This window comes from Rhizobium quercicola (assembly GCF_021168455.1).
In the GTDB taxonomy this organism is placed as follows: Bacteria; Pseudomonadota; Alphaproteobacteria; order Rhizobiales; family Rhizobiaceae; genus Ferranicluibacter; species Ferranicluibacter quercicola.
In genome coordinates, this window is sequence record NZ_JAJOZR010000005.1 from 104,499 (window position 1) to 131,346 (window position 26,848).

Consider the following 26,848-nt stretch of genomic DNA (forward strand, 5'->3'; position numbering starts at 1 on the left):
AGGGCCTTCCTTCTTCACCCCACCGCCGTCTCGCCGGGACCACCCAAACCATGGCCCACTCCAACAACCCAGAGAGGGACTTCTTTAATCACCCCATCACCGCCGGGGTGCCCTATCCATGACCGCCCGCGAAAAAATCCTCCCCGTCCTCACCATTCTCGCGGCCCTGCTCGCGCTCTGGTACGCTGCGGCCGTCTTCCTCAATGCGCCGTTCGAGCGCGACACCGCCGCCCGGGCTGGCACCGCCATCACCTTTTCGGAGATCGTGCCGCGGACGATGGCGCAGGCGCGGCCTGTTCTGCCGGCGCCGCATCAGGTGATATCGGAGCTCTGGGACACCACGATCAACAAGCCGGTGACCTCCAAGCGCAGCCTCGTCTACCACGCCTGGATCACGCTCTCGGCCACGCTCGTCGGCTTCGGGCTCGGCACGCTGCTCGGCATCGCGCTCGCCGTCGGCATCGTGCACAACCGGGCGATGGACCGCTCGCTGATGCCGTGGATCATCGCGAGCCAGACCATCCCGATCCTCGCGATCGCCCCGATGATCATCGTCGTGCTGAACGCCATCGGCATATCCGGCCTGCTGCCGAAAGCGCTGATCTCGACCTACCTCTCCTTCTTCCCGATCGCCGTCGGCATGGTGAAGGGCCTGCGCAGTCCGGAACAGATCCAGCTCGACCTGATGCGCACCTACAATGCCAGTCCGTCGCAGCTTTTCTGGAAGCTCCGCTGGCCGGCTTCCATGCCCTATCTGTTCACCTCGCTGAAGGTGGCGGTCGCGATCGCGCTGGTCGGGGCCATCGTCGGCGAACTGCCGACGGGCGCCGTCGCGGGGCTCGGGGCGCGCCTGCTGGCCGGGTCCTATTACGGACAGACGGTGCAGATCTGGTCGGCGCTGTTCATGGCCGCCGGCCTTGCCGCCGTCCTCGTCCTCATCGTCGGCGCGGCCCATAGCGCGGTTCTGCGCCGCATGGGAGCCCGCCCGTGAACGCCATCCTGCCCGCCATCCTCTTCTGGCTCTTTGCCTGGGCGCTCAATGCGTGGCTGGTACGCCGGACGCCGGCCTCCAAGACCGGGGACCGTGCGATCCGCCTCGTCGTGCCGGTCCTCTTCGGCGTCAGCCTGCTCGTCCTGTGGGAAGGCTTCGTGCGCGGCTTTGCCGTGCCCGCCGTGCTGCTGCCGCCGCCTTCCATGATCTGGACGCGGCTGATCTCGTCGCTGCCGACGCTCTGGGCCGATTTCCGCCAGACGTTCCTCAAATCCGTGCTCACAGGCTATGTCGCCGGCTGCGGCCTCGGCTTCCTCGTCGCCATCGCCATCGACCGCTCGCCCTTCCTGCAGAAGGGCCTGCTGCCGCTCGGCAATTTCGTCTCTGCCCTCCCCGTCGTCGGCATCGCCCCGATCATGGTCATATGGTTCGGCTTCGACTGGCCCTCCAAGGTCGCCGTCGTCGTCATCATGACCTTCTTTCCCATGCTCGTGAACACGGTGACGGGCTTGGCCAGCGCCAGCAGCATGGAGAAGGACCTGATGCAGACCTATGCGGCCTCCTGGTTCCAGACGCTGGTCAAGCTGCGGCTGCCGGCCGCCTGGCCCTTCATCTTCAATGCGCTGAAGATCAACTCGACGCTGGCGCTGATCGGTGCCATCGTCGCGGAATTCTTCGGTACGCCGATCGTCGGCATGGGCTTTCGCATCTCCACCGAGGTCGGGCGCATGAATGTCGACATGGTCTGGGCGGAAATCGCCGTGGCGGCTGTGGCCGGCTCGGTGTTTTATGGTGTGGTGGCGCTGGTGGAACGCGTCGTCACCTTCTGGCATCCGTCCGTCCGCAGTGGACGGACGTAAAAAGACGAACGATAACAAAGGGAACGCACATGAAACGGACAATCGCATCGCTTCTCATGTCCAGCGCGCTGTCGCTGGCCGCCTTCGACGCCATGGCGGCGGAAAAGGTAACGCTGCAGCTGAAATGGGTCACGCAGGCCCAGTTCGCCGGCTATTACGTCGCCAAGGACAAGGGCTTCTACGAGGCGGAAGGCCTCGACGTCGAGATCAAGCCGGGCGGCCCGGATATCGCACCGCCGCAGGTCATCGCCGGCGGTGGCGCCGATGTCGTGGTCGACTGGATGCCGTCGGCGCTTGCCACGCGCGAAAAGGGCGTCGCCCTCGTCAACATCGCCCAACCCTTCAAGAAATCCGGCATGATGCTGACCTGCCTGAAGGAAAGCGGCGTCGCCACCCCGGCCGACTTCAAGAGCAAGACGCTTGGCGTCTGGTTCTTCGGCAACGAATATCCGTTCCTCTCCTGGATGAGCCAGCTCGGCCTGAAGACCGATGGCGGGCCGGACGGCGTGACCGTTCTGAAGCAGGGCTTCAACGTCGATCCGCTGATCCAGAAGCAGGCCGCCTGCATCTCCACCATGACCTATAACGAATACGGCCAGGTTCTCGACGCCGGCATCAAGCCCGAAGACCTCGTCACCTTCAAATACGAGGACCAGGGCGTCGCAACGCTGGAAGACGGTCTTTACGTGCTCGAGGACAAGCTAAAGGACCCTGCCTTCAAGGAGAAAATGGTCAAGTTCGTCCGCGCCTCGATGAAGGGCTGGAAATATGCCGAGGAGCATGTGGACGAAGCCGCCGGCATCGTGCTGGAAAACGACGCCACCGGCGCCCAGACCGAAGAGCACCAGAAGCGCATGATGGGCGAGATCGCCAAGCTGACGGCCGGCTCGAACGGTGCGCTGGACGAGGCCGACTACACCCGCACCGTCGCCTCCCTGATGAAGGGCGGCTCCGACCCCGTCATCACCAAGGAGCCGGCCGGCGCCTGGACGCACGAGATCACCGACGCAGCGCTGAAATAGGCCAGCCGCACGAGAGCATTCGGCAACGCGCGGCTTCGGTCGCGCGTTTTGCGTTCTGCCTGAAAAATGCCTGATCCCGACGCCATAGACCGTGGAGACCGCTGGAATGGCGCGGGTTCGCGTAATGCGGGATGCCGGCTCTCGCCGCCATTTCCCCAAGCATCCGGCGCGGGATGATGGTATAGACGCATCGAGGATGCGCTTCCGTGGGGGCGGGGCGCGCGCCGGGAGTGACGGGGCGGCAAGGCGACAGGGTCGTCTTCCAGCATTTTTCGACAATAAGGACGGGCCGATGGCTGGTGGAAGAACGTTTGCATACGGCATGCGCACGGCTGCGCAGGTTCCCGCACTTCTGACGGCATGTCTGCTGGCGGCAACGCCTGCTTTGACGCGCGACGCCCTGGCGCAGGAGGCAACGCCGCCCGCAGCGGACACACAAGCGGCGCCGGAGACGGCCTACCCCTCCATCGTCGTCACCAAAGCCGAAATGCGGACGGTCACCGACCGTGTCATCGCCACCGGAACCATCCAGGCCGTCGAGGAAACCTTCGTGCAGCCGCTGGTCGAGGGCCTGTCGATCCGCAGTCTCGCCGTCGATATCGGCGACACCGTCGAGGCCGACGGCATCATGGCCACGCTGAACGACGACGCCCTGCTCCTGACGCGAAGCCAGAACGAGGCGAACCTTGCCCGCGCCCACGCCTCCCTCGCCCAGTATCAGGCGCAACTGGTGGAAGCACAGGCGAACGCGCAGGAAGCCGTGCGCGTTTCCGCACGCAATGCGAAGCTCAAGGAAGCCGGCTCCGTCTCGACGGCGCTTGCCGACCAGACGGAAGCCGCCGCCGCTGCGGCGCTGGCCCGCGTCAATTCGGCCGAGCAACTGATCGCGGTCGCGCAATCCGATATCAAGGTCGTCGAAGCGCAGATCTCCGATGTCGATCTCCGCCTCGCCCGCACCGTCGTCAAGGCGCCCGTCGCCGGCACGGTCTCGGCACGGACGGCCAAGGTCGGCGCCATTGCCGCGGGCGCCGGCCAGCCGCTCTTCACCATCATCCGCGACGGTGCGGTGGAAATGCGTGCCGACGTGTCCGAAAGCGATCTCTTGAAGCTCGCGGTGGGGCAGAAAGCCACGCTGAAGCTTGCCGATAGCAGCGTCACGCTCGACGGCACGATCCGCCTGATCTCGCCGACCGTGGACGCCGATACCCGCCTCGGCACCGTCTTCATCAGCATCACCGAGCCGGAACGGGCGCGCGTGGGCATGTATGCGAATGCCGACATCACGGTCGCGGAAAAGCAGGCGCTGGCTCTGCCCCTGACCGCCGTAACCAGCGGCAAGACCGAAACCGTGGTGCGCAAGGTGCGCGACGGCGTGGTCGAGATGGCACGCGTCGAAACCGGCATTCAGGACGGCCGCTACATCGAGATCCGCACGGGCCTTGAAGACGGTGACGAGGTCGTGGCGAAGGCGGGCGCCTATGTCCGCGACGGCGACCGCATCACGCCGGTCAAGGCAACGGCACCCGCCGACAAGACGGCCGCCAACTGAGGCCAACAAGTGAGGACCGACCCGCCATGAACTTTTCGGCCTGGGCCATTCGAAATCCGATCGCACCGATCCTCACCTTCGTGCTGCTGATGTTCCTCGGCTATCAGTCGTTCAACACGCTGCCGATCACGCGCTTTCCCAATATCGACGTTCCCATCGTCTCCATCTCCGTCGCGCAGAGCGGCGCGGCCCCCGCCGAGCTGGAAACGCAGGTCACCAAGGAAATCGAGGATGCCGTCGCCGGCATCGCGGGCGTCAAGCACGTCACCTCTACCATCACCGACGGGATTTCCACGACCGCGGTCCAGTTCGAGATCGAGATCCCGACGAACCAGGCGGTGCAGGATACCAAGGACGCGATCGACCGCATCCGCGGCGACCTGCCGGCCGGCATCGAGGAGCCGATCGTCGCCAAGGTCGATGTCGAGGGACAGGCGATCCAGACCTTCGCCGTCTCCGCGCCGGACATGACGCTGGAAGAGATCAGCTGGTTCGTGGACGACACGGTCAAGCGCTCGCTGCAGGGCCAGACCGGCATCGGACGCATCGACCGCTACGGCGGCGCCGACCGCGAGGTGCGCGTCGAACTCAACGAGAGCCGCCTGAACTCCTACGGCATCACGGCGACCGACGTGAACGCGCAGCTGCGCAAGATGAACACCGATCTCGGCTCCGGCCGCGGGCAGATCGGCGGCAGCGAACAGGCCATCCGCACGCTCGGCGACGCCCGCTCCGTCTCGGCGCTCGCCGATACGATGATCGCCATGCCGAACGGCCGCTTCGTGCGCCTCTCGGAACTCGGCACCGTGACCGACACATACGAGGAGCCGAAGAGCTTCTCGCGCTTCGACGGCACGCCCGTCGTCACCTTCGCCGTCTTCCGCTCCAAGGGCGCGAGCGAGGTCAGCGTCGCCGAAACCGTCGCGAAGTCGCTGGATGCCGTGCGCGCCGCCAATCCGGGCGTGTCGATCCAGCTGATCAACGACAGCGTCTACTTCACCTATGGCAACTACGAGGCCGCGCTTCACACGCTGATCGAGGGCGCGCTGCTGGCGGTCGCCGTCGTGCTTCTGTTCCTGCGCAACTGGCGGGCGACGCTGATTTCGGCCCTTGCCTTGCCGCTGTCGGCCATCCCCACCTTCTGGATCATGGACTTGCTCGGCTTCTCGCTGAACCTCGTCTCCTTCCTCGCGCTGACGCTGGCGACCGGTATTCTCGTGGACGATGCGATCGTCGAGATCGAGAACATCGCCCGCCACATCAAGATGGGCAAATCCCCCTACAAGGCGTCGATCGAGGCGGCGGACGAGATCGGCCTTGCCGTCATCGCCACCACCTTCACCATCATCGCCGTCTTCGTGCCGGTGTCGTTCATGCCGGGCATTCCCGGGCAATACTTCATCCAGTTCGGCCTGACGGTGGCCGTCTCCGTGTTCTTCTCGCTCATGGTCGCGCGCCTCATCACGCCGGTCATGGCGGCCTATCTCATGCGCTCCGGCGATGGCGACGGGCATGGCGACACGCGCGAAGGCCTGTTCATGCGCGGCTACACCTGGCTGGTCGCCGCCACCACGCGGCGCTGGTACATGCGCTACCTCACGCTCTCCGTGGCGCTCGCCTTCCTCGTCGGGTCGGTCATGCTGCTGCTCACCGTCCCCGGAGGCTTCCTGCCGCCGGAGGACGCCTCGCGCATCGTGCTCTCGGTCGAGCTGCCGCCGGATGCGATGCTGGAGGAAACCGACCGCACGACCGCGCAAATCTACGACCGCATCAAGGACTTCCCGGGCGTCGAAGGCATCTTCGTGCTCGGCGGCGCCTCGCCGAAGGGCGATCTGGAGCTGCGCCGCGCGACCATCACCGTGATGCTGGAAAAGCTCGACCATTCGCTCGTCAACAAGCTGGTCAACACGCTGCTCGGCAACCTTCCGCTGGTCGGCCAGTATATGCCGAAGCTGCCGCCGGCCGGCCGCATCATTCCGCAGTCGCAGATCGAGGCCCAGGTTTTCGCTGCCATCCATTCGATCCCGGATGTCCGCGTTCTCAAATTGAACGACCGCGGCGAGCGCGACCTCGCCTTCAACCTTCTCTCCAACAACGACGCCGCCCTCAACGAGGCCGTCGGCCTGCTGGAAGCACGGCTGCGCGACGAGCCGACGCTTGCCAATGTCAGCCCGGACGGCGCCCTGCCCCGCCCGGAACTGCAGCTGCGTCCGCTGGCCGACCGCATGTCGCGCCTCGGCATCACCACGTCGCAGCTGTCCGACGTCGTGCGTGTGGCGACCATCGGCGATATCGATGCGGCGCTGACCAAGATCTCGCTGGACGACCGCCAGATCCCGATCCGCGTGCAGATCGACACCGGCCTGCGCACCGATCTCGCTGCCATCCGCAACCTCAAGATCCAGACGGCGTCCGGTGCTCTCGTGCCCATCTCCAGCGTCGCCGACATTTCCTATTCGGAAGGCCCGAGCTCCATCAAGCGCTACGACCGCTTCCGCGTCGTCACCATGGGCGCGGACCTGCCGGTGGGCGTCGCGCTGGATACAGCCTCCGGCCGCTTCGAGACGATCGCTGCGGAAACCAACTTGCCTCAGGGCGTTCGCTTCATCAAAAGTGGCGATTCGGAAGTGCAGGCCGAAATGCTGTCGGGCTTCATCCATGCCATGCTGCTCGGCTTGCTGCTGGTGCTCGTGGTGCTCATCCTCCTGTTCAAGGACGTCATCCAGCCCTTCACCATTCTCTTCTCGCTGCCGCTCGCCATCGGCGGCGTCGCGCTCGGCCTGATCGTCACCAACAATTCGCTCTCCATGCCCGTCCTCATCGGCATTCTCATGCTGATGGGCATCGTCACCAAGAACGCCATCCTGCTGGTGGATTTTGCCATCGAAATGAAGCGGCACGGCATGGAACGCGTCGATGCCATGGTGGAGGCGGGCCGCAAGCGCGCGCGCCCCATCGTCATGACCTCCATCGCCATGTCGGCAGGCATGCTGCCCTCGGCGCTCGGCGTCGGCGAAGGCGGCTCGTTCCGCGCACCCATGGCCATCGCCGTCATCGGCGGCATCATCGTCTCCACCGTGCTGTCGTTGGTGGTCGTGCCCTCATTCTTCCTGATCATGGACGACCTCTCCCGCCTCCTCGGTTGGTCCTTCGGCCGTCTGGTCGGCCGCAAGGAGGTCGAGACCGTGCCGCTCGAAAACACCGCGCTCACGGAGAAACTCGCCGAGCAGTCCGAGACCATCGAAACCCTGCAGGCCCGTCTCGACCGCCTGGAAAGCCGCACCGCCCCCGGCACACTGCGCGCCGTCGGCGGCACCGTCGTGACGCATCCGGCCCTGGCGGCGGAGTAGACGGTAAGGCTGTGCACCGAGGCAGCCCCTCACCCTAGCCCTCTCCCCGCGCGCGGGGAGAGGAAACGTGGCCTGCTCGGCGTTTCGATGCGGGGTGACGTGATGCCTCACGTCTCTTCTCCCCGTCAAAACGGGGAGAAGATGCCGGCAGGCAGATGAGGGGCAGACGCGCACCGCAACCGAACGGATGGGCGGAAAGCTAGCCGGCCACCTTACAGGCCGCCTTCGACCCGCAGAAACTCCACAATCCGCTCCACACCCTCGCCGCGTTTCATGTCCGAAAACACGAACGGGCGGGACTGGCGCATGCGGTCGGCGTCGCGCTGCATGACGTCGAGATCGGCACCGACATAAGGGGCGAGGTCCTTCTTGTTGATGACGAGAAGGTCGGATCGCGTGATGCCGGGCCCGCCCTTGCGGGGGATTTCCTCGCCCTGGCAGACGGAGATGACATAGAGCGTGATGTCCGCGAGGTCCGGCGAAAAGGTGGCGGCCAGATTGTCGCCGCCGGATTCGATGAAGACGATGTCGAGGTCGGGAATGCGGCGGTTGAGATCGGCGATGGCCTGCAGGTTGATCGTCGCATCCTCGCGAATGGCGGTGTGCGGGCAACCGCCCGTCTCCACGCCGACGATCCTGTCGGAGGGCAGCGCCTGCATGCGCACCAGCGCTTCGGCATCTTCCTGCGTGTAGATATCGTTGGTGACCACCGCGACCGACCAGCGGTCGCGCATGGCCTTGCAGAGCTTGTCCGTCAGCGCCGTCTTGCCGGAGCCGACCGGACCGCCGATGCCGACGCGGAGGGGGCCATTGGAAGATGCCATGAGATTGTCCTTTCAGGTGCGCATGTCGCGGTCGGCAGGTCCTGCTGGATGCCGGACGATGCATCGATAATGAAGGAGGTGAGCCTGTCCCGTCCGGGACAGGCGTGGGACCGGGCGGGCTGAGGCCGCGCGGTAGGAATGTCTCTCCGTCCTCACGAGCGGAACAGCCGCGAGGTCAGGGTCTCGTGCCGGAGCGCGGCGATATCGGCGAGAAGTGCGGCGGAGCCGAGATCGTCCAGCGAGCTTGCCGCCGCGCGCGCAGCCGTCGCGGCGATCTCGCCTTCCAGCGCCGCCAGCACCGCGATGCCGGCGCGTTGTCCAAGCACGCCGCAGCGGATCGCCACCGAGACCTGGTTGGATGCCGTCGCGTGCAGATAGGCCGCAAGGGCGGGCTCAAGCCCCGTCGCATGTGCGCCGGCAACCGCACCGACAGCGACGGGATAGGCCATGCGCAACGGCATGTCATCGCCAGACGTCGGCCACGCCGCAGCCGCGGCGAGAAAGGCCTCGCCCTGCAGCATCGTTTCCATCTGCCTCTCCCGGCTGCCGGCCATGGCGTCCGCCAAGGCTGCCACAGCATCGCGCCGCTCGGGGTCAGCGGCCGCGCGATAGCTTTCCGCAATCAGCACCGCATCGTTCCAGCCCGTCCCCTCTGCCAGCGCGCCTGAAAGCCAGTCCTGAAGCGCAGCGGCATCCGAAACGCTGCCATCCACGACGGCCTGCTCGAGACCTGCCGAATAGGAGAAGGCACCGATGGGAAAGGCCGGCGACATCCAGGTGATCAGGCGGAGCAAGGCTTGCGTCTCGCCGCCCCTTACCGTCTGTATCGCCCCGTCGGTGAGCATGTCAGTCATGGGAATGGCGGTGCCCTTTGTCGTCATGGCCGTGCGCGTGATGATCGTGCTCGTGGTGGTCGTGGCCGTGGTGGTCGTGGCCGTGGTGATCATGGCCCGCGTGATCATGGCCGGCGTGGTCATGAGCAGCATGATCATGCCCGCTGTGATAGGCGCCCCGCATCGGCTGGAACTGCGCCGTCACCTCGTTCACCGCGGCACCAAGCCCGATGAGCATGGCGCGGATGACGGGATCGCGCAGGATGACGATGCGATCCTCGCGGATTTCGGCCTGCAGATGCCGGTTGCCGAGATGCCAGGCAAGCTCGATCAGGTGGAGCCGGTCGCGCGGCAGGATCTCGTAAAGCGGCTCTTCGACGGCGGCGATCAGGATATAGCCGCCCTGCTCCAGCACCAGCGCATCGCCATCCGCCAGCATCACCGCCTGCTTCAGATCCAGCATGACGACATCGTCGTCGGGCAGATGCAGGAGCTTGCGCCTCAGATGACGCTGATCGTGCGGCAGGCGCAGCAGGGCGACAGGCGTGATATCGGCCGGGGCCGGCGAGACGATAGACGTGGAGCGATAGGGCATGGTGACCTCGATCAGTTGAACTGCGTGAGAGAGAAAGTGAGCGATACCGGCAGCGGATTCCAGAGGCCCGTGCGCAGGCCAGCGGCCCTCAGGCCCCGCGCCGTCCATGTGTTGCAGCCCGCCAGCGCCGTGAACCAGCCCGTGGCCTCGAAGAACCGGTCGTTCTGCCCGTAGCGCACATCGGGCACGGGCACGACCTGCCCGTCCCGCGTCGCGAAGCTTGCCGCGATCATGTCGAGCAGGCGCTTATAGCCAGCCGGTTCGATGTCGAAGCCTTGCACGGTCGGCGACGGTTCGGCAAGCGCGCCGACGACGTCCACATGCAGCACGGCCCGATCGAGCGTCAGACCGCGCAGCAAGGGCAGCGGCTTCAGGTCCGCCCAGGTCGGCGTCTCCAGGTAGAAGGTTCGCCCGCCCCGGCCAAAGAGAATCCACCGCGCCGCGACATCGCCGACCGGAACGCCGGCTTCGCCAAGAAACGGAAACCGCGCCAGGCTCTCCGCATCCACCGGAATGGCGATATCGGTATGGATCGGGTTGGAAAGGACGAGAATACGCCGCGTGCCCTCGCCTGCCGCCTCCCGCGATGCAAACAGAGGCTGCGGCACGATGGCGCCGAGGCCGGCCGCCAGCGCCAGCAGCAAGACCAGCAGCGACAGGCCGACCGACAGCCGCCGCAGGACCCTGCGCACGCGCTTCATGCCGGCACGGCGTTGGCGGCGCGATGGCCGGCGGGATTGCTCGTCGGGGTCGTTAGCATCTAGAACAGGAAATAGCGCTGCGCCATCGGCAGCACCGTCGCCGGCTCGCAGGTCAGCAACTCGCCATCCGCGCGCACCTCGTAGGTCTCCGGGTCCACCTCGATCACCGGTGTCAGGCTGTTGTGGATCATCGAGGCCTTTCCGATTCCGCCCCGCGTGTTCTTCACCGCCACCAGCCTCTTCTCCACGCCGAGCTTGGCCGCAAGGCCGGCATCCAGCGACGCCTGCGACACGAAGGTCACGGAAGAATTGGTGCGCGCCTTGCCGAACGAGCCGAACATCGGCCGGTAGTGCACCGGCTGCGGCGTGGGAATGGAGGCGTTCGGATCGCCCATGGGCGCGGCCGCGATCATGCCGCCGAGCAGCACCATGTCCGGCTTTACCCCGAAGAAGGCCGGGTTCCACAGCACGAGATCGGCCCGCTTGCCCACTTCGACCGAGCCGATCGCGTGGCTGAGACCATGCGCGATGGCCGGGTTGATCGTGTATTTGGCGATGTAGCGCTTCACCCGCAGATTGTCGTTGTCGCCGGTTTCCCCCGGCAACCGGCCCCGCTGGCGCTTCATCTTGTCGGCTGTCTGCCAGGTGCGGATCGCCACCTCGCCGACCCGGCCCATGGCCTGGCTGTCCGACGAGATGATCGAGAAGGCGCCGATATCGTGGAGAATGTCTTCCGCCGCGATGGTTTCCTTGCGGATGCGGCTTTCGGCAAAGGCGATGTCTTCCGGGATCGACGGCGACAGGTGGTGGCAGACCATCAGCATGTCCAGATGCTCGGCCAGCGTATTGATCGTGTAGGGCCGCGTCGGATTGGTGGAGGACGGAATGACGTTCGGCTGGCCGCAGATCTTGATGATATCCGGTGCGTGCCCGCCGCCCGCCCCTTCCGTGTGGAAGGCATGGATGGTGCGGCCCTTGAGAGCGGCGATGGAATCCTCCACGAAGCCGCTTTCGTTCAGCGTGTCGGTGTGGATCATCACCTGCACGTCGTATTCGTCCGCCACCGACAGGCAGCAATCGATCGCGGCCGGCGTCGTGCCCCAGTCCTCGTGCAGCTTCAGCGAGGTCGCCCCGCCGAGCACCATTTCGACCAGCGCGCCCGGCAGCGAGGCATTGCCCTTGCCGGCAAAGGCGAGGTTCATCGGAAAGGCGTCGGCCGCCTCGATCATTCGCGCCAGATGCCACGGCCCGGGCGTGCAGGTGGTGGCAAGCGTGCCATGCGCGGGGCCCGTGCCGCCGCCGAGCATGGTGGTAAGGCCGGACATCAGCGCCTCCTCGATCTGCTGCGGGCAGATGAAGTGAATGTGGCTGTCCATGCCGCCGGCTGTGATGATCTTGCCTTCGGCCGCGATCGCCTCCGTGCCGGGCCCGACGATGATATCGACGTTCGGTTGCGTATCGGGGTTGCCGGCCTTGCCGATGGCGACGATCAGCCCGTCCTTCAGCCCGATATCCGCCTTGACGATGCCCCAGTGATCGACGATCAGCGCATTGGTGATGACGGTGTCCACGGCGCCATCCGCCCGCGTCACCTGGCTCTGGCCCATGCCGTCGCGGATGACCTTGCCACCCCCGAACTTCACCTCGTCGCCATAGGTGGTGAAGTCCTTCTCCACCTCGATGAACAGCTCCGTATCCGCCAGCCGCACCCGATCACCCGTCGTCGGGCCGAACATATTGGCATAGGCGGCGCGGGACATCTTGTAGGACATGGTCTACCTCGAAAGTTCGGAGAAAAGGGGCGACCGCGCCGCGGCACGATCGAAGGTATAGGTGGTGCGGCAGCCGTTGCGGCTGTTGATCTCGCCGATCAGGTGGTCGGAGAAGTCACCGGTGGAGTGTGCGAAGGCGCGCGCGGCGGCCCGAACGGCATCCTCGTCCTGAACGCGAATTTCCGGCGCATCGAGAATACGATCGATGATCGTGACAATTGCCGCGCGACTGCGCTTGGTCCGCCGGGCGAGCACCCAGATGGTCTCGGCGATGACAATATGATTGACGTGCAGAGGCGCTTCCGACGAGCGAACGAGGTTGCGGATCGCACGCATCTCGGCCTCGACATCCTCGCCGAGCATGTCTCCGAAAAGCCAACGAAGGAGGACGTTGGTATCAATCCCGTTCATCATCGCCCTCGCCGCCGCGCATCTCGCGGATCCACCCGATAAGCTCATCGGTGCTGACGGGCCTCTCGAACTTCACGATCCCCCGCAAATCCTCAAAACTCTTCCCGGGCTTGCGGATTTCCACCGCGCCCGCCTCGTTGGCAACGAACTCGACCGCGTCACCGTCCTTCAGACCGAGCGCCTTCAGCACCGATTCCGGAACCGTGATCGTGCCTGCCGTAATCCTCACCGTTTCGCCCATGGTGCGCTCCTAGCTCCCGACCGCGAAAGACAACGCCGGCGCCGCATCCAGACGCCGGAGCCGGCCCTCGGCGATCCAGCGATCGACCAGCTGCGCCTCCGCGGCGAAGGGATGCCCCTCCCAGCCGACATGGGCGAAGCCGGCGAGCGCGATATCCGCCGCAGGATGCGCGCCAAGCACGTCGGCAATGACGACGAGGCCGCTGCTCGGCACGATGTAGGGGGCGGGCGAAAAGCGCGCGAGCATCATCTCCAGGAAATGCTGCGTTTCCGCGTCGATCACCCGGAACGTCTTGCCGGATGCCTGCGCGAAGGCTCTGAACCCCTCCGTCTCGTCATCGCAGAAATCGTCAAGCTCCGGATGCGTGAGGGCGAGCGGTGCCCGGAGTGCCGCAAAAACCGTGGGGTTGCGGACGCACCAGATGCCGCCCGCCGCCATCACCGCGGGATGCGCCGCCCAGGCCGTCGGCAGGATGGTGGGGTGCACGGCGGAGGCAACCGACGGTCCCAGCATCATCTTCGCCGGCCGGCCCGTGTTGCAGACCGCGACGATATCCGTGCGTTCCCCCGGACGATACGAGCGGCAATCGTTGAAACGGATGACGCAGTCGGCAGACGCGATCGCGTTGGCGGCGCTGTCCGGCACCGGCCCGTTGCCAACGATCACGATGCGCGCACCGGTCTTCACAGTCGTCTCCCGTCGTTTCCCGCCGGCGCCGGCCCTGAACGACCGGTCGAACCCGCAGCCTGTTTCCGTCTTGAACCGCCGCCCGATCAGCGATCGGCCAGCGCCGCCTTCAGCTCGTCCGTCCGCTTGGTGGTCAGCTCCGCAAGGCAGCCCGCCACCAGCATCGGCTCCATCGTCCCGCCTCGCGCCTCGAACCCGGCCAGTTCGCACTGTGCATCGCGATAGGCGATCCAGGCGCGCTGCGCTGCCTTCAGAGCCTCCACGGCACCGACCATGCCGTCGCCGAGATCGGCCAAATCCTTGTCCATCGCCTGCGCACGCGCCATCGTCTTGCGATAGGCTGCGTTCAGCGCCACGTCCGCCGTCTCGTAATCCTGCTGCGAACACGCCGTCATGTCGCTCTGGGTCACCGCATTGCTGCAATCGAGATCATCCGGCCCAGCCGCCACGGCAGTTCCTGCCCAGAGAAACAGGCACGAGGCCAGTGCCGCGCCGAAAGAGGCGAGCCGCATTGCCATGTCAGAGCGCACCCATGACCTTCTGGCGGAAACCATAGACCTCCCGCTTGCCGGCAAACGGAATGAGCGTCACGTCGCGCGTCTGCCCCGGCTCGAAGCGCACCGCGGTGCCGGCGGGAATGTCGAGCCGCTTGCCGTGGGCGGCCGCGCGGTCGAAGGTCAGGCCGGCATTGGTCTCGGCGAAATGATAGTGGCTGCCGACCTGCACCGGCCGGTCGCCGGTGTTCGACACCTCGATCGTCACCGTCTCCAGCCCGACATTCAGCTCGATCTCGCCCTCTGCTGCGAGGATTTCACCGGGGATCATCGTCTCTCTCCTGATCGTCTCGATAGGCATGCTGCACGGCGATCGTGGCAGGCTGAGGATGCTGCGGGCACGCTCACGCCGCCGCGGCACAGCCTCCGGCCTTGACCACGCGCTCCGTGGAAGCGGGGTTGTTCACCAGCTTTTCCGCCGGGCGCACGGGGCGGCGAACGAGTTCGCCCGTGCAGTTGGGGCAGCGCCCGCCGAGCACCTCGCTCGCGCAGGCGGCGCAGAAGGTGCACTCGAAACTGCAGATCATGGCCTCGCGGCTGTCGGCCGCCAGATCCGTGTCGCAGCATTCGCAATTGGGTTGCAGCGCCAGCATGGGAAACCTCAGCGGATGGGTTCGTGAACGGTAACGAGCTTGGTTCCGTCCGGAAACGTCGCCTCGATCTGGATGTCGTGGATCATTTCCGGAATCCCCTCCATCACCTGATCGCGCGTGATGACATGGGCGCCGGCCTCCATGAGGTCGGGGACGGACCGCCCGTCGCGCGCGCCCTCGACCACGAAATCGGTGATCAGCGCGATGGCCTCGGGATGGTTCAGCTTGACGCCACGCTCCAGCCGGCGACGGGCCACTATGGCCGCCATGGAGATCAGCAGCTTGTCTTTTTCGCGGGGAGTAAGGTTCATGCGAGGCGACCCATCATCTTCTTCGACATTGTCTACAGGCTCCAGACTTTCGGCACAGACGCGCTCCTGCGCAAGTGCGAAATCATCGGCACGAGGATTTTTCGCAGAGCGAACCCGTCCTTGGCCACGATCCGCGCGACGAGCTTTTCCTGATCCCCGACCACGACATGGCTGACGCCGCCGGCGCCACGTCCGGCACCGGTCTCCAGCCGTTCGCGCAGCGGTTTCAGATGGCGCTCGCAACCGCCGGCGGTGAAGAACAGGGTGGCGAAGGCAACGTGACCGCTCAGCGAAAAGGCCCGCCGGGTCAAGGCATCGATATCGCCGGACAGCCGCATGTTTTCCGCGTGCAGCAGCGTGCCGCCCTTCACGATGCGCCACCGGTCGCGAAAGAGGCCGCTGCGCATGCGCTCGCCCATCGCCGCGCGCCCGAGCAGGACGGCCTCGACGGCCAGAAATTCGGCATCGGCGGCCAGCTCGACGTCCAGCGATCGCGTCATGGAGGCCCGGTCGAACAGGATCGTCTCCTGCGGCAGCCAGTGCACGCGCGAGCCCGCCTCCGCCCGGATGGTCGTCGTCACCGACGTCGTGCCGGCGCTCGCCTTGTAGATCTTCTCGCAGGCCTGCGTCGTCAGCGTCAGCTCGGTATCGGTGCCGGCGCCGAACCGCCAGTCCATCACGTCGCCGCCGGTCAGCCCGCCGGAACTGTTGATCAGCACGGCCTCCATGCTGCCGTCGAACATGGTCGGCAGACGCAGCTTGGCGCAGCCTTCCTGATAGAACTCCTGCAGTCGCGTCCGCCCGCCGGCCGACTTCGCCACCAGTCGCCCGCGCCCGAAGGCGCGCTGCGGCGCGGCCGCCACCGCGCCCGGCATGGGCTCAGACATCGGGTGCGCGATCAAACCGTGAGGTGCCGTCGGGCTTCCGGCGTGTCGAGCGTTTCGGCCGGGCCTTCATGCACTATCTCTCCGCGATCCATGATGTAGACATGGTCTGCAAGCTCGCGGCAGAAGTCAAGGTATTGTTCCACAAGCAAAATCGCCATCCCCGTGGAATCCCGCAAATACTGGATCGCGCGCCCGATATCCTTGATGATCGAGGGCTGGATGCCCTCCGTCGGCTCGTCGAGCACGAGGATCTTCGGCCGCGTGACGAGCGCCCGGCCGATGGCCAGCTGCTGCTGCTGGCCGCCGGAAAGATCGCCCCCGCGTCGTCCGAGCATGGATTTGAGGATCGGGAACAGCGCGAAGATCTCCTCCGGCACGAAGCGGTCCTTGCGGGCGACGGGGGCAAAGCCGGACTCCAGATTCTCCTTCACGGTCAGCAGCGGAAACACCTCCCGTCCCTGCGGCACGAAGCCGACGCCGAGCCGCGCGCGGTTATAGGGCGCCATGCCGTTCATGATCGTGTCGTTGAAGGTCACCTTGCCGGCGCTCGTCGCATGCTGGCCGGTGACCGCGCGCAGGAGGCTGGTCTTGCCGACGCCGTTGCGGCCAAGCACGCAGGTGATCTTGCCCATCGGCGCGGTGATGGAAACACCGCGCAGGGCCTGGGCCGCACCGTAGTGGAGGTTGATATTGTCGACGGTCAGCATGGGGCACCTCGTTCGGTAGGCGTGGTCGGCGCGTCGGCGTTCGAAAGGCCTGCGGGCGGAAAGGCCCTCTCCGGACTGCCCGCCATCTCCCTTACAAGCGGGGAGAAGACCTCGGGCGTCTGCCGCGCCAGAACGCCGTGTGGAAGGTTCAGACCGGTGGACGCTGATCCCTGAACCGCGAACATCGAGACATTGTAGTGCATGAACATCACCGCCCCAGATAGTTTTCGATGACTTTGGGATCGTTCGACACGAAGTCGATCGAGCCTTCGGCCAGCACCGAGCCCTCGGCCAGGCAGGTGACCTTGACGCCGAGGTCGCGGATGAAGCCCATGTCGTGCTCGACCACCACGACGGAACGGGTCTTGGCGATCTCCTTGAGGAGGATCGCGGTCTCCGTGGTTTCCGCGTCCGTCATGCCCGCAACCGGCTCGTCCACCAGAAGCAATTTGGGCTCCTGCGCCAGCAGCATGCCGATCTCCAGCCACTGCTTCTGCCCATGCGACAGGCTGCCGGCGAGATGGTCCTTGCGCGCGGTCATGCGCACGGTTTCGAGGATCTCCTCGATCCGCGCCTTGTCGGCGGGCGTCAGCGTGTAGAACAGCGTGGCGAAGACGCCGCGTTTGCGGTTCAGCGCCAGCTCGATATTGTCCCAGACCGTATGGCTCTCGAACACCGTCGGCTTCTGGAATTTGCGGCCGATGCCGAGCTGCGCGATATCGGCCTCGTCCTTCTTCGTCAGGTCGATCTGACCGTCGAAATAGACCGTGCCGGTATCCGGCCGTGTTTTGCCGGTGATGATGTCCATCATCGTCGTCTTGCCGGCGCCGTTCGGGCCGATGATCGCCCGCAGCTCGCCGGGCGCCACCACGAAGGACAGCGAATTCAGCGCCTTGAAGCCGTCGAAGGAAACCGAGACGCCGTCGAGATACAGGAGGCTGTTGGTGATCTTCTGGTCCATGGCGCTCACTCCGCGGCTTGAGGTTGGACATCGACGGGATCGCGGGTCGAAACGGTGCGCCCCTTCTCGGCTTCGGCTGCCGCCTTGTAGTCTCGGCGCGAGGCAAAGCCCTGCTGGATGGTGCCGACGATGCCCTTGGGCAGGAACAGCGTGGTGGCGACGAAGAGCGCGCCGAGCGCGAACAGCCAGAATTCCGGAAAGGCGGCGGTGAAAATGGACTTGCCGAAATTGACGAGCACCGCTCCGATGATCGGCCCGATCAACGTTCCCCGACCGCCGACCGCCGTCCAGATGACGACCTCGATCGAGTTGGCCGGTGCGAATTCGCCGGGATTGATGATGCCGACCTGCGGCACGTAGAGCGCCCCGGCGACGCCGGCGATCATGGCGGAGAAGGTGAAGATGAAGAGCTTCATGTTCTCGACGCGATAGCCAAGAAAGCGCGTCCGGCTTTCCGCATCCCGCACGCCGATCAGCACCTTGCCGTATTTGGACTGGACGATGGCCGAGGAGAGAAGGAGCACGAGCGCGAGAACGATGCCGGTGATGGCAAACAGGGTGGCGCGCGTCTCCGGCGCCTGGATGTTGAAGCCGATGATGTCCTTGAAGTCGGTCAGGCCGTTATTGCCGCCGAAACCCATCTCGTTGCGGAAGAAGGCAAGCAGCAGCGCGTAGGTCATCGCCTGCGTGATGATCGAGAGATAGACGCCGGTGACGCGCGAGCGGAAGGCGAGCCAGCCGAAGACGAAGGCGAGCGCACCGGGCACGAGCAGCACCATGAGGGCCGCGAAGGGGAAGGAATCGAAGCCGGTCCAGTACCAGGGCAGTTCCTTCCAGTTGAGGAACACCATGAAATCGGGCAGGACAGGATTGGCATAGACGCCCCGCGCGCCGATCTGGCGCATGAGATACATGCCCATGGCATAGCCGCCGAGCGCGAAGAAGGCGCCGTGGCCGAGCGAGAGAATGCCGCAATAGCCCCAGACAAGATCGAGCGCGAGCGCGAGCAGCGCATAGCAGAGATACTTGCCGAACAGCGGCACGACATGGGACGGCACATGCAGGGGGTTGCCGGGGTCGAGCAGGAGGTTGGAGGCGGGAACTGCGATGGCGATGAAGAGGATCAGAGCGGCGAGCACCAGAACCTTCTTCTCGTGGGCGTGGATGAGCCGGGTCGTGAACATTATTCGATCGACCTCCCCTTGAGGGCGAACAGGCCGCGCGGCCGCCGCTGGATGAACAGGATGATAAGGACGAGGATCAGGATCTTGCCGAGCACCGCGCCCGCATAGGGCTCGAGGAACTTGTTGGCGATCCCGAGCGTCATGGCGCCGACGAAAGTGCCCCAGAGATTGCCGACGCCACCGAACACCACGACCATGAAGCTGTCGATGATGTAGTTCTGGCCGAGATTGGGCGAGACGTTGTCGATCTGGCTGAGCGCCACCCCGGCAATGCCGGCGATGCCCGAGCCGAGACCGAAGGTCATCGCGTCCACCATCGGCGTGCGGATGCCCATGGAGGAGGCCATGCGCCGGTTCTGCGTGACCGCGCGCATCTGCAGCCCGAGGCGCGATCGCTTGAGCAGCGTCAGCAGCGCCACGAACACCGCCAGCGAGAAGACGATGATCCACATCCGGTTCCAGGTGATGGCGAGCCCGCCGAAATCGAACGTGCCCGACATCCAGCCCGGATTGTCCACCTGCCGGTTGGTCGGCCCGAAGATGGTCCGGATGGTCTGCTGCAGGATCAGCGACAGGCCCCAGGTGGCAAGCAGCGTTTCGAGCGGACGGCCGTAGAGGAAGCGGATGATGCCGCGCTCGATGGCGACGCCGACGAGGCCGGTGAACAGAAAGGCGATCGGCACCGCGAAGGCGAGCGAGAAGGTGGAAAGGCCGGGCGCGAACGAAGCGACCGTCTGCTGCACGACATAGGTCGTATAGGCCCCGAGCATCACCATCTCGCCATGTGCCATGTTGATGACGCCCATGACGCCGAAGGTGATGGCGAGGCCGATGGCGGCGAGCAGCAGAACGGAGCCGAGCGACAGGCCATACCAGACGTTCTGCACGACATCCCAGATCGCAAGGCTGCTCGTGATGCCGTCGATGCGGCTCTGGATCACCGGCACGAGGTCCGGCGGCGCCGTGGCGAGTGCGGCTGTCAGGATGTTCAGCGCACCGCGGTCGCCGCGTGCGGCGACGTTCTCGATGGCGGCCTTCTTGTCCTCGGCGCTCGTATCGGTCTTCAGAATGAGGACGGCGCGCGCCGATTCCATCGCCGCCTTGACCTCGGCATCGCCTTCCTTGGCCAGCGCGCCGTCGAGCAGCGCGAGATTGGCGGTATCGCCGCTTGCCAGCAGCGCCTGGGCGGCGGACAGGCGGGCCGTGCGGTCGGGGCTGAGCAGGGTGAGCTGGCTCATGGCATCGCCGATGGCGCCGCGCAGCATGTTGTTCAGCCGGATCTTCTGCAGGCTGCCGGCCGCCACGCCTTCGACCGGTGCGCCCGTCACCGGATCGGACACGACGTCGCCCTCGACGAGATAGACCGCACCGCCCGTCTTCGGCGCAAACAGCGCGCCGGCGCTCAGTTTTTCGAGGATCCCGGGCACCTTCGGGTCGCCGGTCGCGGCGAGCTGTTTCACCGCCTCCACTTTCTGCGGAAAGGCCGTCGCGCCCAGCCCGTCGATCAGCGGCTTCAGCGCATCCTGCGCCCGCGCGCCCGTCGCAAAGGCGAGGCCGAGACCGAGGAAAAGAAGGACGATCCGAAGCGTGCGCGATGTCAGCTGCATATGTGTTCAAAGCCCCTTCACGCGAGCACGACGGCGGCACCGCCGCGCATCTGCCCAAGAATTCCGCAGGAGCGACCTTTCGGGTGCGCCATGGCGGCTACGACATTGCAGGAAAGGCGTCATTGGTTGTGTCCCGGCCCTCACCATGCATGTTCCGTGCCATGCCGGGGCTGCCGTCGAACGCGCCTTGTCTCGAGAACATCGTCTCCGCCCGGCGCAGGGCCGGACGGAGACGATGCCGTCTCAAATCGCCTGCAATAAACCTTGGCGGTGCGGCCCAGGGGCCGCACCGGAAATGCGAACGTCATCAAAATCCGTCTGAAAACGCAGCGTCTCAGGCGATCAGGAGCCCTTGCCGCCGCACTTGCCCGTGGCAACGTTGAAGTTGCCGCAGGACATCGGCTTGCGCCAATCGGAGATCAGGTCCTTGCTGTCCGGCAGGAAGTCCGACCATTCGTCGCCGACGACCTGAGGGGTCTGCTGGACGATTTCGAACTGGCCGTCGGCCTGGATCTCGCCGATCAGCACGGGCTTGGTGATGTGGTGGTTCGGCATGACGGTGGAGTAGCCGCCCGAAAGGTTCGGAACGGAGGTGCCGATGATCGTGTCGAGAACGGCATCCGTGTCGGTCGTGCCGGCAGCCTCGACGGCCTTCACCCAGGCGGAGAAACCGATATAGGCGGCTTCCATCGGGTCGTTCGTCACGCGCTTGTCGTTCTTGGTATAGGCATGCCACTGCTTGATGAATTCGGCATTGGCCGGCGCATCGACGGACTGGAAGTAGTTCCAGGCGGCGAGATGGCCGACGAGCGGCTTGGTGTCGAGACCGGCGAGCTCTTCTTCACCGACCGAGAAAGCGACGACCGGAATGTCCGTGGCCTTGATGCCCTGGTTGCCGAGTTCCTTGTAGAAGGGAACGTTGGCATCGCCGTTGATGGTGGAGACGACGGCCGTCTTCTTGCCGGCCGAGCCGAATTCCTTGATCTTGGCGACTTCCGTCTGCCAGTCCGAGAAGCCGAACGGCGTGTAGTTGACGATGATGTCTTCCTTGGCGACGCCCTTGGAGATCAGGTAGGCTTCCAGGATCTTGTTGGTCGTGCGCGGATAGACGTAGTCTGTGCCTTCGAGCACGAAGCGCTCGACGCCTTCGTTGGCGATCAGGTAATCGACGGCCGGAATGGCCTGCTGGTTCGGCGCCGCACCCGTGTAGAAGATGTTGCGCGAGGACTCTTCGCCTTCGTACTGGACGGGGTAGAAGAGGATGGAGTTCAGCTCTTCGAACACCGGCAGAACCGACTTGCGCGACGAGGACGTCCAGCAGCCGAAGACGGCCGCGACCTTGTCGACGGAGATCAGCTCGCGGGCCTTTTCGGCAAACAGCGGCCAGTCGGACGCGGGATCGACGACGACGGCTTCGAGCTTCTTGCCGAGAACGCCGCCCTTCTTGTTCTGCTCGTCGATGAGCATCAGCATGGCGTCTTTCAGCGTCGTCTCGGAAATGGCCATCGTGCCCGACAGCGAATGCAGGACGCCGACCTTGATGGTGTCGTCAGCCGCATGGACGGCAGAGAATGCCGTGGTTGCCAGGGCGCAGGCCAGGAATGCGCTTAAGGTATGGGATTTGAATGACATCGGAGAACCCCTCTCGTTCTTTGGCGCCGTTTCCTAAGGGAGTGTTAACGGGTCGCAACCGGACTATCCGACAGGCCTTGTGCAATGCACATACGTCAATTGACGTAGGCCGGAACCGCACATGCCGCGTGCGTTCCCGCGGGAAACATGCGCTCCGTCTGGACAGGGGCGCGCATTGCCTTCAAGATCGCCACGACCTTGCGCCCTCAAGCGATGTCGCCTGCCGACAAGGATGTTGCTCCGCACCATGAAAATCCCGACATGACAGCCCGGCAGCGCATCATTCCGGTCCGGCGCGAGTACAATCGCTGGGTCGCGGACCAGACGCTGGAGGATTACGCCCTGCGGTTCACCGCCAAGAGCGCCCGGCGCTTCTCGGCAAGCCGCATCTCCCAGACCGCCATCGGCGCGATCTCCTTTCTGGCGCTGGAGGCGATCGGCGGCACGATCACGCTCTCCTACGGCACGACGAACGCGTTCTACGCCATCCTCGCCGCCGCCGTCGCCATGCTCGTCATCGGCATGCCGATCAGCCGCTACGCCATCCGCCACGGCGTCGATATCGATCTTCTCACGCGCGGCGCGAGCTTCGGCTATATCGGCTCCACCATCACCTCGCTGATCTATGCCAGCTTCACCTTCATGCTGTTCGCCATCGAGGCGTCGATCATGACAGGGGCGCTGAACCTCGCCTTCGGCATCCCACTCTGGATCGGCTACATCATCAGCGCCGTCGTGGTCATCCCGCTCGTCGTCTACGGCGTCCAGCTCATCTCCCGCTTCCAGCTGATGACGCAGCCCTTCTGGATCGTGCTCAACATCCTGCCGTTCTTCTTCATCGCCTATTCGGACTGGGAGAAGTTCGACCTCTGGCGCGCCTTTGCCGGCATCGGCCATTCGAATGCGCAGGTCGGCGGCGCGGCCCCGTTCGACCTGATCGAGTTCGGCGCCGCCTCCGCCGTCATTCTCGCACTGATGCCGCAGATCGGCGAACAGGTGGATTTTCTGCGCTTCCTGCCGCCGGAGGGCATGAAGAAATGGCGGCATCGGCTTGCCGTCTTCCTGGCGGGCCCGGGATGGGTGGTGGTGGGCGTGCCGAAGCTGCTGGCGGGCTCGTTCCTCGCCGTGCTCACGCTGTCGACCGGCGTGCCGGCCGGCGAGGCCGCGGACCCCTCGCGCATGTATCTCGCGGCCTTCGGCTACATGATCCCCAACGACACGGCGGCCCTCGTGCTCATGGCCGCCTTCGTGGTGGTCTCGCAGCTGAAGATCAACGTGATGAACGCCTATGCGGGCTCGCTCGCCTGGTCCAACTTCTTCTCCCGCCTGACCCACAGCCACCCCGGCCGCGTCGTCTGGCTGGTCTTCAACGTCGCCATCGCCCTCCTCCTCATGGAGTTCGGCATCTACAAGCTGCTGGAGGCCACGCTCGGCGTGTTCTCCATCATCGCCATGTCCTGGCTCTGCACGCTGTCGGCCGATCTCTTCATCAACAAGCCGCTCGGCCTCTCGCCCCCCGGCATCGAGTTCAAGCGCGCCCATCTCTACGATATCAACCCGGTCGGCCTCGGCGCCATGTTCACCTCGGCCGGCGTGGCGCTCGCCGCCCATTTCGGCCTGTTCGGCACCGTCATGGCGTCGCTGTCGACCTATGTCACGCTCGTCGCCTTCCTCGTCTCGCCCGCCCTCGCCTACGCCACGCGCGGCCGCTATTACCTTGCCCGCAAGCCGCGCGCGCACTGGAAGATGCGCGCCACCATCACCTGCTCCATCTGTCAGCATCCGTTCGAGCCGGAAGACATGGCCTACTGCCCGGCCTATGCCGCGCCGATCTGTTCGCTCTGCTGCTCGCTCGACAGCCGCTGTCACGACATCTGCAAGCCGCATGCGCGGGTGAACGCCCAGACCGCCGCCGTCGCCCGCAGGCTCCTGCCGGAGCGCATCGTCGCCGCACTCGCCAGCCGCCTCGGCCGCTACGCCACCGCCGTCGTCATCGCCGTCTCCGCCATCGGCGCCATCCTCGCCATGATCGCCTATCAGACCGGCACCGCCTCCCCCATCGCGGCCGATGTGATCAACCGCACGATCGGCATCGTCTTCTTCGTCTTCACCGTCGTCACCGGCGTCGTCTGCTGGTTCTACGTGCTCGCCCATGACAGCCGCCTCGTTGCGGAAGAGGAATCCTCACGGCAGAACACGCTGCTGCTGAAGGAAATCGCGGCCCACAAGAAGACCGACGCCGCGCTGCAATATGCCAAGGAGACGGCCGAGGCCGCAAACCGTGCCAAGAGCCGCTATGTCGTCGGTCTCAGCCACGAGCTGCGCACGCCGCTCAACGCCGTCATGGGCTATGCCCAGATCCTCGAGCGCGACGAGACCATTCCCGCCCCGCGGCAGGCGGCGATCCGCGTCATCAAGCGCAGCGCGGACCATCTCTCCGGCCTCATCGACGGCCTGCTCGACATTTCCCGCATCGAGGCCGGCCGGCTGCAGGTGTTCTCCAACGAGATCAACATTCAGGATTTTCTCGACCAGATCGTCGATATGTTCCGCCCGCAGGCCCAGGCCAAGGGTCTCGCCTTCGAGCATATCCGGGCGCCCGACCTGCCGACGCATGTGCGCACCGACGAGAAGCGCCTGCGCCAGATCCTCGTCAATCTTCTGTCGAACGCCATCAAGTTCACCGATCGCGGCACGGTGCGCTTCGAGGTCGCCTATCGCAGCCAGGTCGCGACCTTCACCGTGACCGATACCGGCCGCGGCATCTCCGAGGCCGACCGGCCGCGCATCTTCGAGCCGTTCCAGCGCGGCGAGGCCGAAACGATCCGCCCCATGCCGGGCCTCGGCCTCGGCCTGACGATCACCCGGCTTCTGACCGAGACGCTGGGCGGCGAGATCCTGGTGACGAGCGAGCGCGACAAGGGCTCGACCTTCCGCATACGGCTGATGCTGTCGGCGGTTGCCCGCCCCGCCGCCGTGCCGCCGCCGCAGCGCGACGTTACCGGCTATGCCGGCCCGCGCCGCACCCTCGTCGTGGTCGACGATAACGAGGATCACCGTGAACTGATGCGCGAGGTGCTGATCCCGCTCGACTTCGTCGTCCTCACCGCGATCGGCGGCGCCGAATGCCTGACGCTGATCGAGGGCATCAAGCCCGATCTCTTTCTGGTCGATATCTCCATGCCCGGCATGAGCGGCTGGCAGCTGGTGACGCGCCTGCGCGAACGCGGGCAGACCGCGCCCATCATCATGCTGTCGGCCAATATCGGCGACGGCAGCCTCGCGAGCCAGCATACCGGCCACAACGACACGCTCGCCAAGCCCTTCGTCATCCGCCAGCTGAAAGACAAGATCGCCATCAATCTCGGCCTCGAATGGACGCATGACGAGCCCGCGCCGCCGAGCGAGACCGCGGCCCCGCAGCCCATCCTCGTGCCCGAGGCCTCCCATATCGAGGAGCTGATCCGGCTGGGCGAAATCGGCTATATCAGGGGCATCGAGGCAAAGCTCGCCGAGCTCGGGCGCGACGCCGCCCACCAGCCCTTTGCCGAGGCGGCGCGCGCCTATATCCAGGCCTTCGACATGGCAGGCTATGCCAGCTTCCTCGAAACCGCCGCCGTGCGAAGCGACCCGCCGCCGGAAGGAGACCGCCGGTGAGTGACGCCCCCCGCCCCCGCGACATCGTGTTGATCGTCGACGACAGCCCGGAAACCCTCGGCTTCCTCACCGATGCGCTGGAGCAATCCGGCTTCTCCGTGCTGATCGCGACCTCCGGCCTAGCGGCGCTGAAGGTCGTGGACAAGATCACGCCCGACATCGTGCTGATGGATGCGGTCATGCCCGAGATGGACGGCTTCGACACCTGCCGGCGGCTGAAGGCGCTGGCCGACATCGCCCCCGTGCCCGTGATCTTCATGACGGGCCTGACGGAGACGGAGCACATCGTGCATGCGCTCGAATCCGGCGGCGTGGACTACCTTTCCAAACCCATCAATATCGACGAACTGCGCGCCCGCATCCGCGTCCATCTCGGCAATGCGCGCTCTGCCCAGAGCGCCCGCGTCGCTCTGGATGCGGCCGGCCGGCATCTTCTCGCGGTGCGCGGCAATGGTGCGCTGCACTGGTCGACGCCGCAGGCGACCCGGCTGGTCGATACCGCCATCGGTTCCGAAGACGGGTTGGACGCCGTCTCCGACCAGATCGCCCTCTTCCTGCGCGACCGCACCCAGGGAAAGGATGCGCCCCTCGTGATCGAAAACGCCGGCGTGCCCGTCCTGCAACTCGCCTTTCTCGGCACCATCGGCAGCGACGAATACCTGTTCCGCCTCACCGCCGTCAGCCAGACCACCGACGAGGACGCCCTGCGCCGACATTTCTCCCTGACGATGCGCGAGGCCGAAGTGCTCGTCTGGATCGCCAAGGGCAAATCCAACCGCGACATCGCCGAAATCCTCGGCCTCTCCGCCCGCACCGTCAACAAGCATCTCGAGCAGATCTATGTGAAGCTGGGCGTGGAAAACCGGGCCTCGGCTGCGGTCAAGGCGACGAATGCGCTGAGCCAGAGCTGAGTGTCCCT

At 65.5% G+C, this 26,848-nt stretch carries 25 protein-coding genes; 7 read left to right on the forward strand and 18 right to left on the reverse strand.

What is annotated here, in order from left to right; translation table 11 throughout:
* Positions 1–118 precede the first annotated feature (118 nt).
* The 5 genes from LRX75_RS09005 (at position 119) to LRX75_RS09025 (ending at position 7,772) form a co-directional block, all read left to right on the forward strand.
* On the forward strand, positions 119–991 hold the full coding sequence (locus LRX75_RS09005) for an ABC transporter permease (protein ID WP_231813612.1): 873 nt from the start codon (positions 119–121) through the stop codon (positions 989–991).
* On the forward strand, positions 988–1,851 hold the full coding sequence (locus LRX75_RS09010; protein ID WP_231813614.1) for an ABC transporter permease: 864 nt from the start codon (positions 988–990) through the stop codon (positions 1,849–1,851). The genes LRX75_RS09005 and LRX75_RS09010 overlap by 4 nt, the downstream gene beginning before the upstream one ends.
* Before the next feature lie 29 nt (positions 1,852–1,880).
* Positions 1,881–2,873, forward strand: a complete 993-nt coding sequence (locus LRX75_RS09015) for an ABC transporter substrate-binding protein (protein WP_231813616.1) — start codon at positions 1,881–1,883, stop codon at positions 2,871–2,873.
* Between the two features lie 322 nt (positions 2,874–3,195).
* Complete coding sequence (locus tag LRX75_RS09020) at positions 3,196–4,422, forward strand: efflux RND transporter periplasmic adaptor subunit (RefSeq protein ID WP_420851179.1); 1,227 nt, start codon at positions 3,196–3,198, stop codon at positions 4,420–4,422.
* A gap of 26 nt (positions 4,423–4,448) precedes the next feature.
* Entirely contained in the window at positions 4,449–7,772 is a 3,324-nt protein-coding gene (locus LRX75_RS09025; protein ID WP_231813620.1) for an efflux RND transporter permease subunit, read from the forward strand.
* 212 nt (positions 7,773–7,984) lie between these two features.
* On the opposite strand, the gene ureG is transcribed toward LRX75_RS09025, so the two are convergent.
* The 18 genes from ureG to urtA form a co-directional block, all read right to left on the reverse strand.
* Positions 7,985–8,596, reverse strand: a complete 612-nt coding sequence (gene ureG, locus LRX75_RS09030) for an urease accessory protein UreG (protein ID WP_092934936.1) — start codon at positions 8,594–8,596, stop codon at positions 7,985–7,987.
* A 152-nt stretch (positions 8,597–8,748) separates the two neighbouring features.
* Entirely contained in the window at positions 8,749–9,441 is a 693-nt protein-coding gene (locus LRX75_RS09035) for an urease accessory protein UreF (protein WP_231813969.1), read from the reverse strand.
* A gap of 1 nt (position 9,442) precedes the next feature.
* A complete protein-coding gene (locus tag LRX75_RS09040) occupies positions 9,443–10,024 on the reverse strand; it encodes an urease accessory protein UreE (protein ID WP_231813622.1) in 582 nt (193 codons plus the stop codon).
* A gap of 11 nt (positions 10,025–10,035) precedes the next feature.
* On the reverse strand, positions 10,036–10,725 hold the full coding sequence (locus LRX75_RS09045; protein WP_231813624.1) for a TIGR02117 family protein: 690 nt from the start codon (positions 10,723–10,725) through the stop codon (positions 10,036–10,038).
* A gap of 59 nt (positions 10,726–10,784) precedes the next feature.
* A complete protein-coding gene (gene ureC / locus LRX75_RS09050) occupies positions 10,785–12,497 on the reverse strand; it encodes an urease subunit alpha (protein WP_231813626.1) in 1,713 nt (570 codons plus the stop codon).
* 3 nt (positions 12,498–12,500) lie between these two features.
* The gene (locus LRX75_RS09055) at positions 12,501–12,911 is read right to left on the reverse strand and encodes a PIN domain-containing protein (protein WP_231813628.1); all 411 of its coding nucleotides are present in this window, start codon (positions 12,909–12,911) and stop codon (positions 12,501–12,503) included.
* A complete protein-coding gene (locus tag LRX75_RS09060) occupies positions 12,895–13,149 on the reverse strand; it encodes an AbrB/MazE/SpoVT family DNA-binding domain-containing protein (protein ID WP_231813630.1) in 255 nt (84 codons plus the stop codon). Before LRX75_RS09060 ends, LRX75_RS09055 begins: the two co-directional genes overlap by 17 nt.
* A gap of 9 nt (positions 13,150–13,158) precedes the next feature.
* Positions 13,159–13,815, reverse strand: coding sequence for a Urease operon accessory protein (locus LRX75_RS09065; protein ID WP_231813971.1), 657 nt, complete (start codon positions 13,813–13,815; stop codon positions 13,159–13,161).
* A gap of 107 nt (positions 13,816–13,922) precedes the next feature.
* Positions 13,923–14,348 carry a lysozyme inhibitor LprI family protein gene (locus tag LRX75_RS09070; RefSeq protein ID WP_420851180.1) on the reverse strand — a complete coding sequence of 142 codons (426 nt, stop codon included), beginning with the start codon at positions 14,346–14,348 and terminating at the stop codon, positions 13,923–13,925.
* Positions 14,349–14,355: 7 nt separating this feature from the next.
* Positions 14,356–14,661, reverse strand: coding sequence for an urease subunit beta (locus LRX75_RS09075; RefSeq protein WP_110728474.1), 306 nt, complete (start codon positions 14,659–14,661; stop codon positions 14,356–14,358).
* Positions 14,662–14,734: 73 nt separating this feature from the next.
* Positions 14,735–14,983, reverse strand: coding sequence for a DUF1272 domain-containing protein (locus LRX75_RS09080; protein ID WP_231813634.1), 249 nt, complete (start codon positions 14,981–14,983; stop codon positions 14,735–14,737).
* Positions 14,984–14,991: 8 nt separating this feature from the next.
* Positions 14,992–15,294: an urease subunit gamma gene (locus tag LRX75_RS09085; RefSeq protein ID WP_231813636.1), complete on the reverse strand. Its 303-nt coding sequence runs from the start codon at positions 15,292–15,294 to the stop codon at positions 14,992–14,994.
* Positions 15,295–15,326: 32 nt separating this feature from the next.
* Complete coding sequence (locus tag LRX75_RS09090) at positions 15,327–16,169, reverse strand: urease accessory protein UreD (RefSeq protein WP_231813973.1); 843 nt, start codon at positions 16,167–16,169, stop codon at positions 15,327–15,329.
* A 23-nt stretch (positions 16,170–16,192) separates the two neighbouring features.
* Positions 16,193–16,888 carry an urea ABC transporter ATP-binding subunit UrtE gene (gene urtE / locus LRX75_RS09095; protein WP_231813638.1) on the reverse strand — a complete coding sequence of 232 codons (696 nt, stop codon included), beginning with the start codon at positions 16,886–16,888 and terminating at the stop codon, positions 16,193–16,195.
* A 208-nt stretch (positions 16,889–17,096) separates the two neighbouring features.
* Positions 17,097–17,849 (reverse strand): urea ABC transporter ATP-binding protein UrtD, encoded by a 753-nt coding sequence (gene urtD, locus LRX75_RS09100; protein ID WP_231813640.1) that lies wholly within the window; start codon positions 17,847–17,849, stop codon positions 17,097–17,099.
* A 5-nt stretch (positions 17,850–17,854) separates the two neighbouring features.
* Entirely contained in the window at positions 17,855–19,033 is a 1,179-nt protein-coding gene (urtC, locus tag LRX75_RS09105; protein ID WP_231813642.1) for an urea ABC transporter permease subunit UrtC, read from the reverse strand.
* Positions 19,033–20,640 (reverse strand): urea ABC transporter permease subunit UrtB, encoded by a 1,608-nt coding sequence (urtB, locus tag LRX75_RS09110; protein WP_231813644.1) that lies wholly within the window; start codon positions 20,638–20,640, stop codon positions 19,033–19,035. The genes urtC and urtB overlap by 1 nt, the downstream gene beginning before the upstream one ends.
* A 342-nt stretch (positions 20,641–20,982) precedes the next feature.
* Positions 20,983–22,272, reverse strand: coding sequence for an urea ABC transporter substrate-binding protein (gene urtA, locus LRX75_RS09115; protein ID WP_231813646.1), 1,290 nt, complete (start codon positions 22,270–22,272; stop codon positions 20,983–20,985).
* Positions 22,273–22,533: 261 nt separating this feature from the next.
* On the opposite strand from urtA, the gene LRX75_RS09120 reads away from it, so the two are divergent.
* Together LRX75_RS09120 and LRX75_RS09125 are read left to right on the forward strand one after the other, a co-directional pair.
* Positions 22,534–25,929, forward strand: a complete 3,396-nt coding sequence (locus LRX75_RS09120; protein WP_231813648.1) for a hybrid sensor histidine kinase/response regulator — start codon at positions 22,534–22,536, stop codon at positions 25,927–25,929.
* Complete coding sequence (locus tag LRX75_RS09125) at positions 25,926–26,840, forward strand: response regulator (RefSeq protein ID WP_231813650.1); 915 nt, start codon at positions 25,926–25,928, stop codon at positions 26,838–26,840. Before LRX75_RS09120 ends, LRX75_RS09125 begins: the two co-directional genes overlap by 4 nt.
* Positions 26,841–26,848: the final 8 nt, after the last annotated feature.

Coding starts and splice junctions, on each gene's coding strand:
- LRX75_RS09015 (WP_231813616.1), top strand. CDS start 1,881: ATGAAACGGACAATCGCATCGCTTCTCATGTCCAGCGCGCTGTCGCTG.
- LRX75_RS09120 (WP_231813648.1), top strand. CDS start 22,534: ATGACAGCCCGGCAGCGCATCATTCCGGTCCGGCGCGAGTACAATCGC.
- LRX75_RS09090 (WP_231813973.1), bottom strand. CDS start 16,169: ATGCCGGGCGCGGTGGCGGCCGCGCCGCAGCGCGCCTTCGGGCGCGGG.
- LRX75_RS09075 (WP_110728474.1), bottom strand. CDS start 14,661: ATGATCCCCGGTGAAATCCTCGCAGCAGAGGGCGAGATCGAGCTGAAT.
- LRX75_RS09005 (WP_231813612.1), top strand. CDS start 119: ATGACCGCCCGCGAAAAAATCCTCCCCGTCCTCACCATTCTCGCGGCC.
- urtD (WP_231813640.1), bottom strand. CDS start 17,849: ATGGACCAGAAGATCACCAACAGCCTCCTGTATCTCGACGGCGTCTCG.
- urtC (WP_231813642.1), bottom strand. CDS start 19,033: ATGTTCACGACCCGGCTCATCCACGCCCACGAGAAGAAGGTTCTGGTG.
- LRX75_RS09025 (WP_231813620.1), top strand. CDS start 4,449: ATGAACTTTTCGGCCTGGGCCATTCGAAATCCGATCGCACCGATCCTC.
- LRX75_RS09085 (WP_231813636.1), bottom strand. CDS start 15,294: ATGAACCTTACTCCCCGCGAAAAAGACAAGCTGCTGATCTCCATGGCG.
- ureG (WP_092934936.1), bottom strand. CDS start 8,596: ATGGCATCTTCCAATGGCCCCCTCCGCGTCGGCATCGGCGGTCCGGTC.
- urtA (WP_231813646.1), bottom strand. CDS start 22,272: ATGTCATTCAAATCCCATACCTTAAGCGCATTCCTGGCCTGCGCCCTG.
- urtB (WP_231813644.1), bottom strand. CDS start 20,640: ATGCAGCTGACATCGCGCACGCTTCGGATCGTCCTTCTTTTCCTCGGT.
- LRX75_RS09035 (WP_231813969.1), bottom strand. CDS start 9,441: ATGCTCACCGACGGGGCGATACAGACGGTAAGGGGCGGCGAGACGCAA.
- LRX75_RS09080 (WP_231813634.1), bottom strand. CDS start 14,983: ATGCTGGCGCTGCAACCCAATTGCGAATGCTGCGACACGGATCTGGCG.
- LRX75_RS09020 (WP_420851179.1), top strand. CDS start 3,196: ATGCGCACGGCTGCGCAGGTTCCCGCACTTCTGACGGCATGTCTGCTG.
- LRX75_RS09040 (WP_231813622.1), bottom strand. CDS start 10,024: ATGCCCTATCGCTCCACGTCTATCGTCTCGCCGGCCCCGGCCGATATC.
- LRX75_RS09060 (WP_231813630.1), bottom strand. CDS start 13,149: ATGGGCGAAACGGTGAGGATTACGGCAGGCACGATCACGGTTCCGGAA.
- LRX75_RS09045 (WP_231813624.1), bottom strand. CDS start 10,725: ATGAAGCGCGTGCGCAGGGTCCTGCGGCGGCTGTCGGTCGGCCTGTCG.
- LRX75_RS09055 (WP_231813628.1), bottom strand. CDS start 12,911: ATGATGAACGGGATTGATACCAACGTCCTCCTTCGTTGGCTTTTCGGA.
- urtE (WP_231813638.1), bottom strand. CDS start 16,888: ATGCTGACCGTCGACAATATCAACCTCCACTACGGTGCGGCCCAGGCC.
- ureC (WP_231813626.1), bottom strand. CDS start 12,497: ATGTCCTACAAGATGTCCCGCGCCGCCTATGCCAATATGTTCGGCCCG.
- LRX75_RS09070 (WP_420851180.1), bottom strand. CDS start 14,348: ATGCGGCTCGCCTCTTTCGGCGCGGCACTGGCCTCGTGCCTGTTTCTC.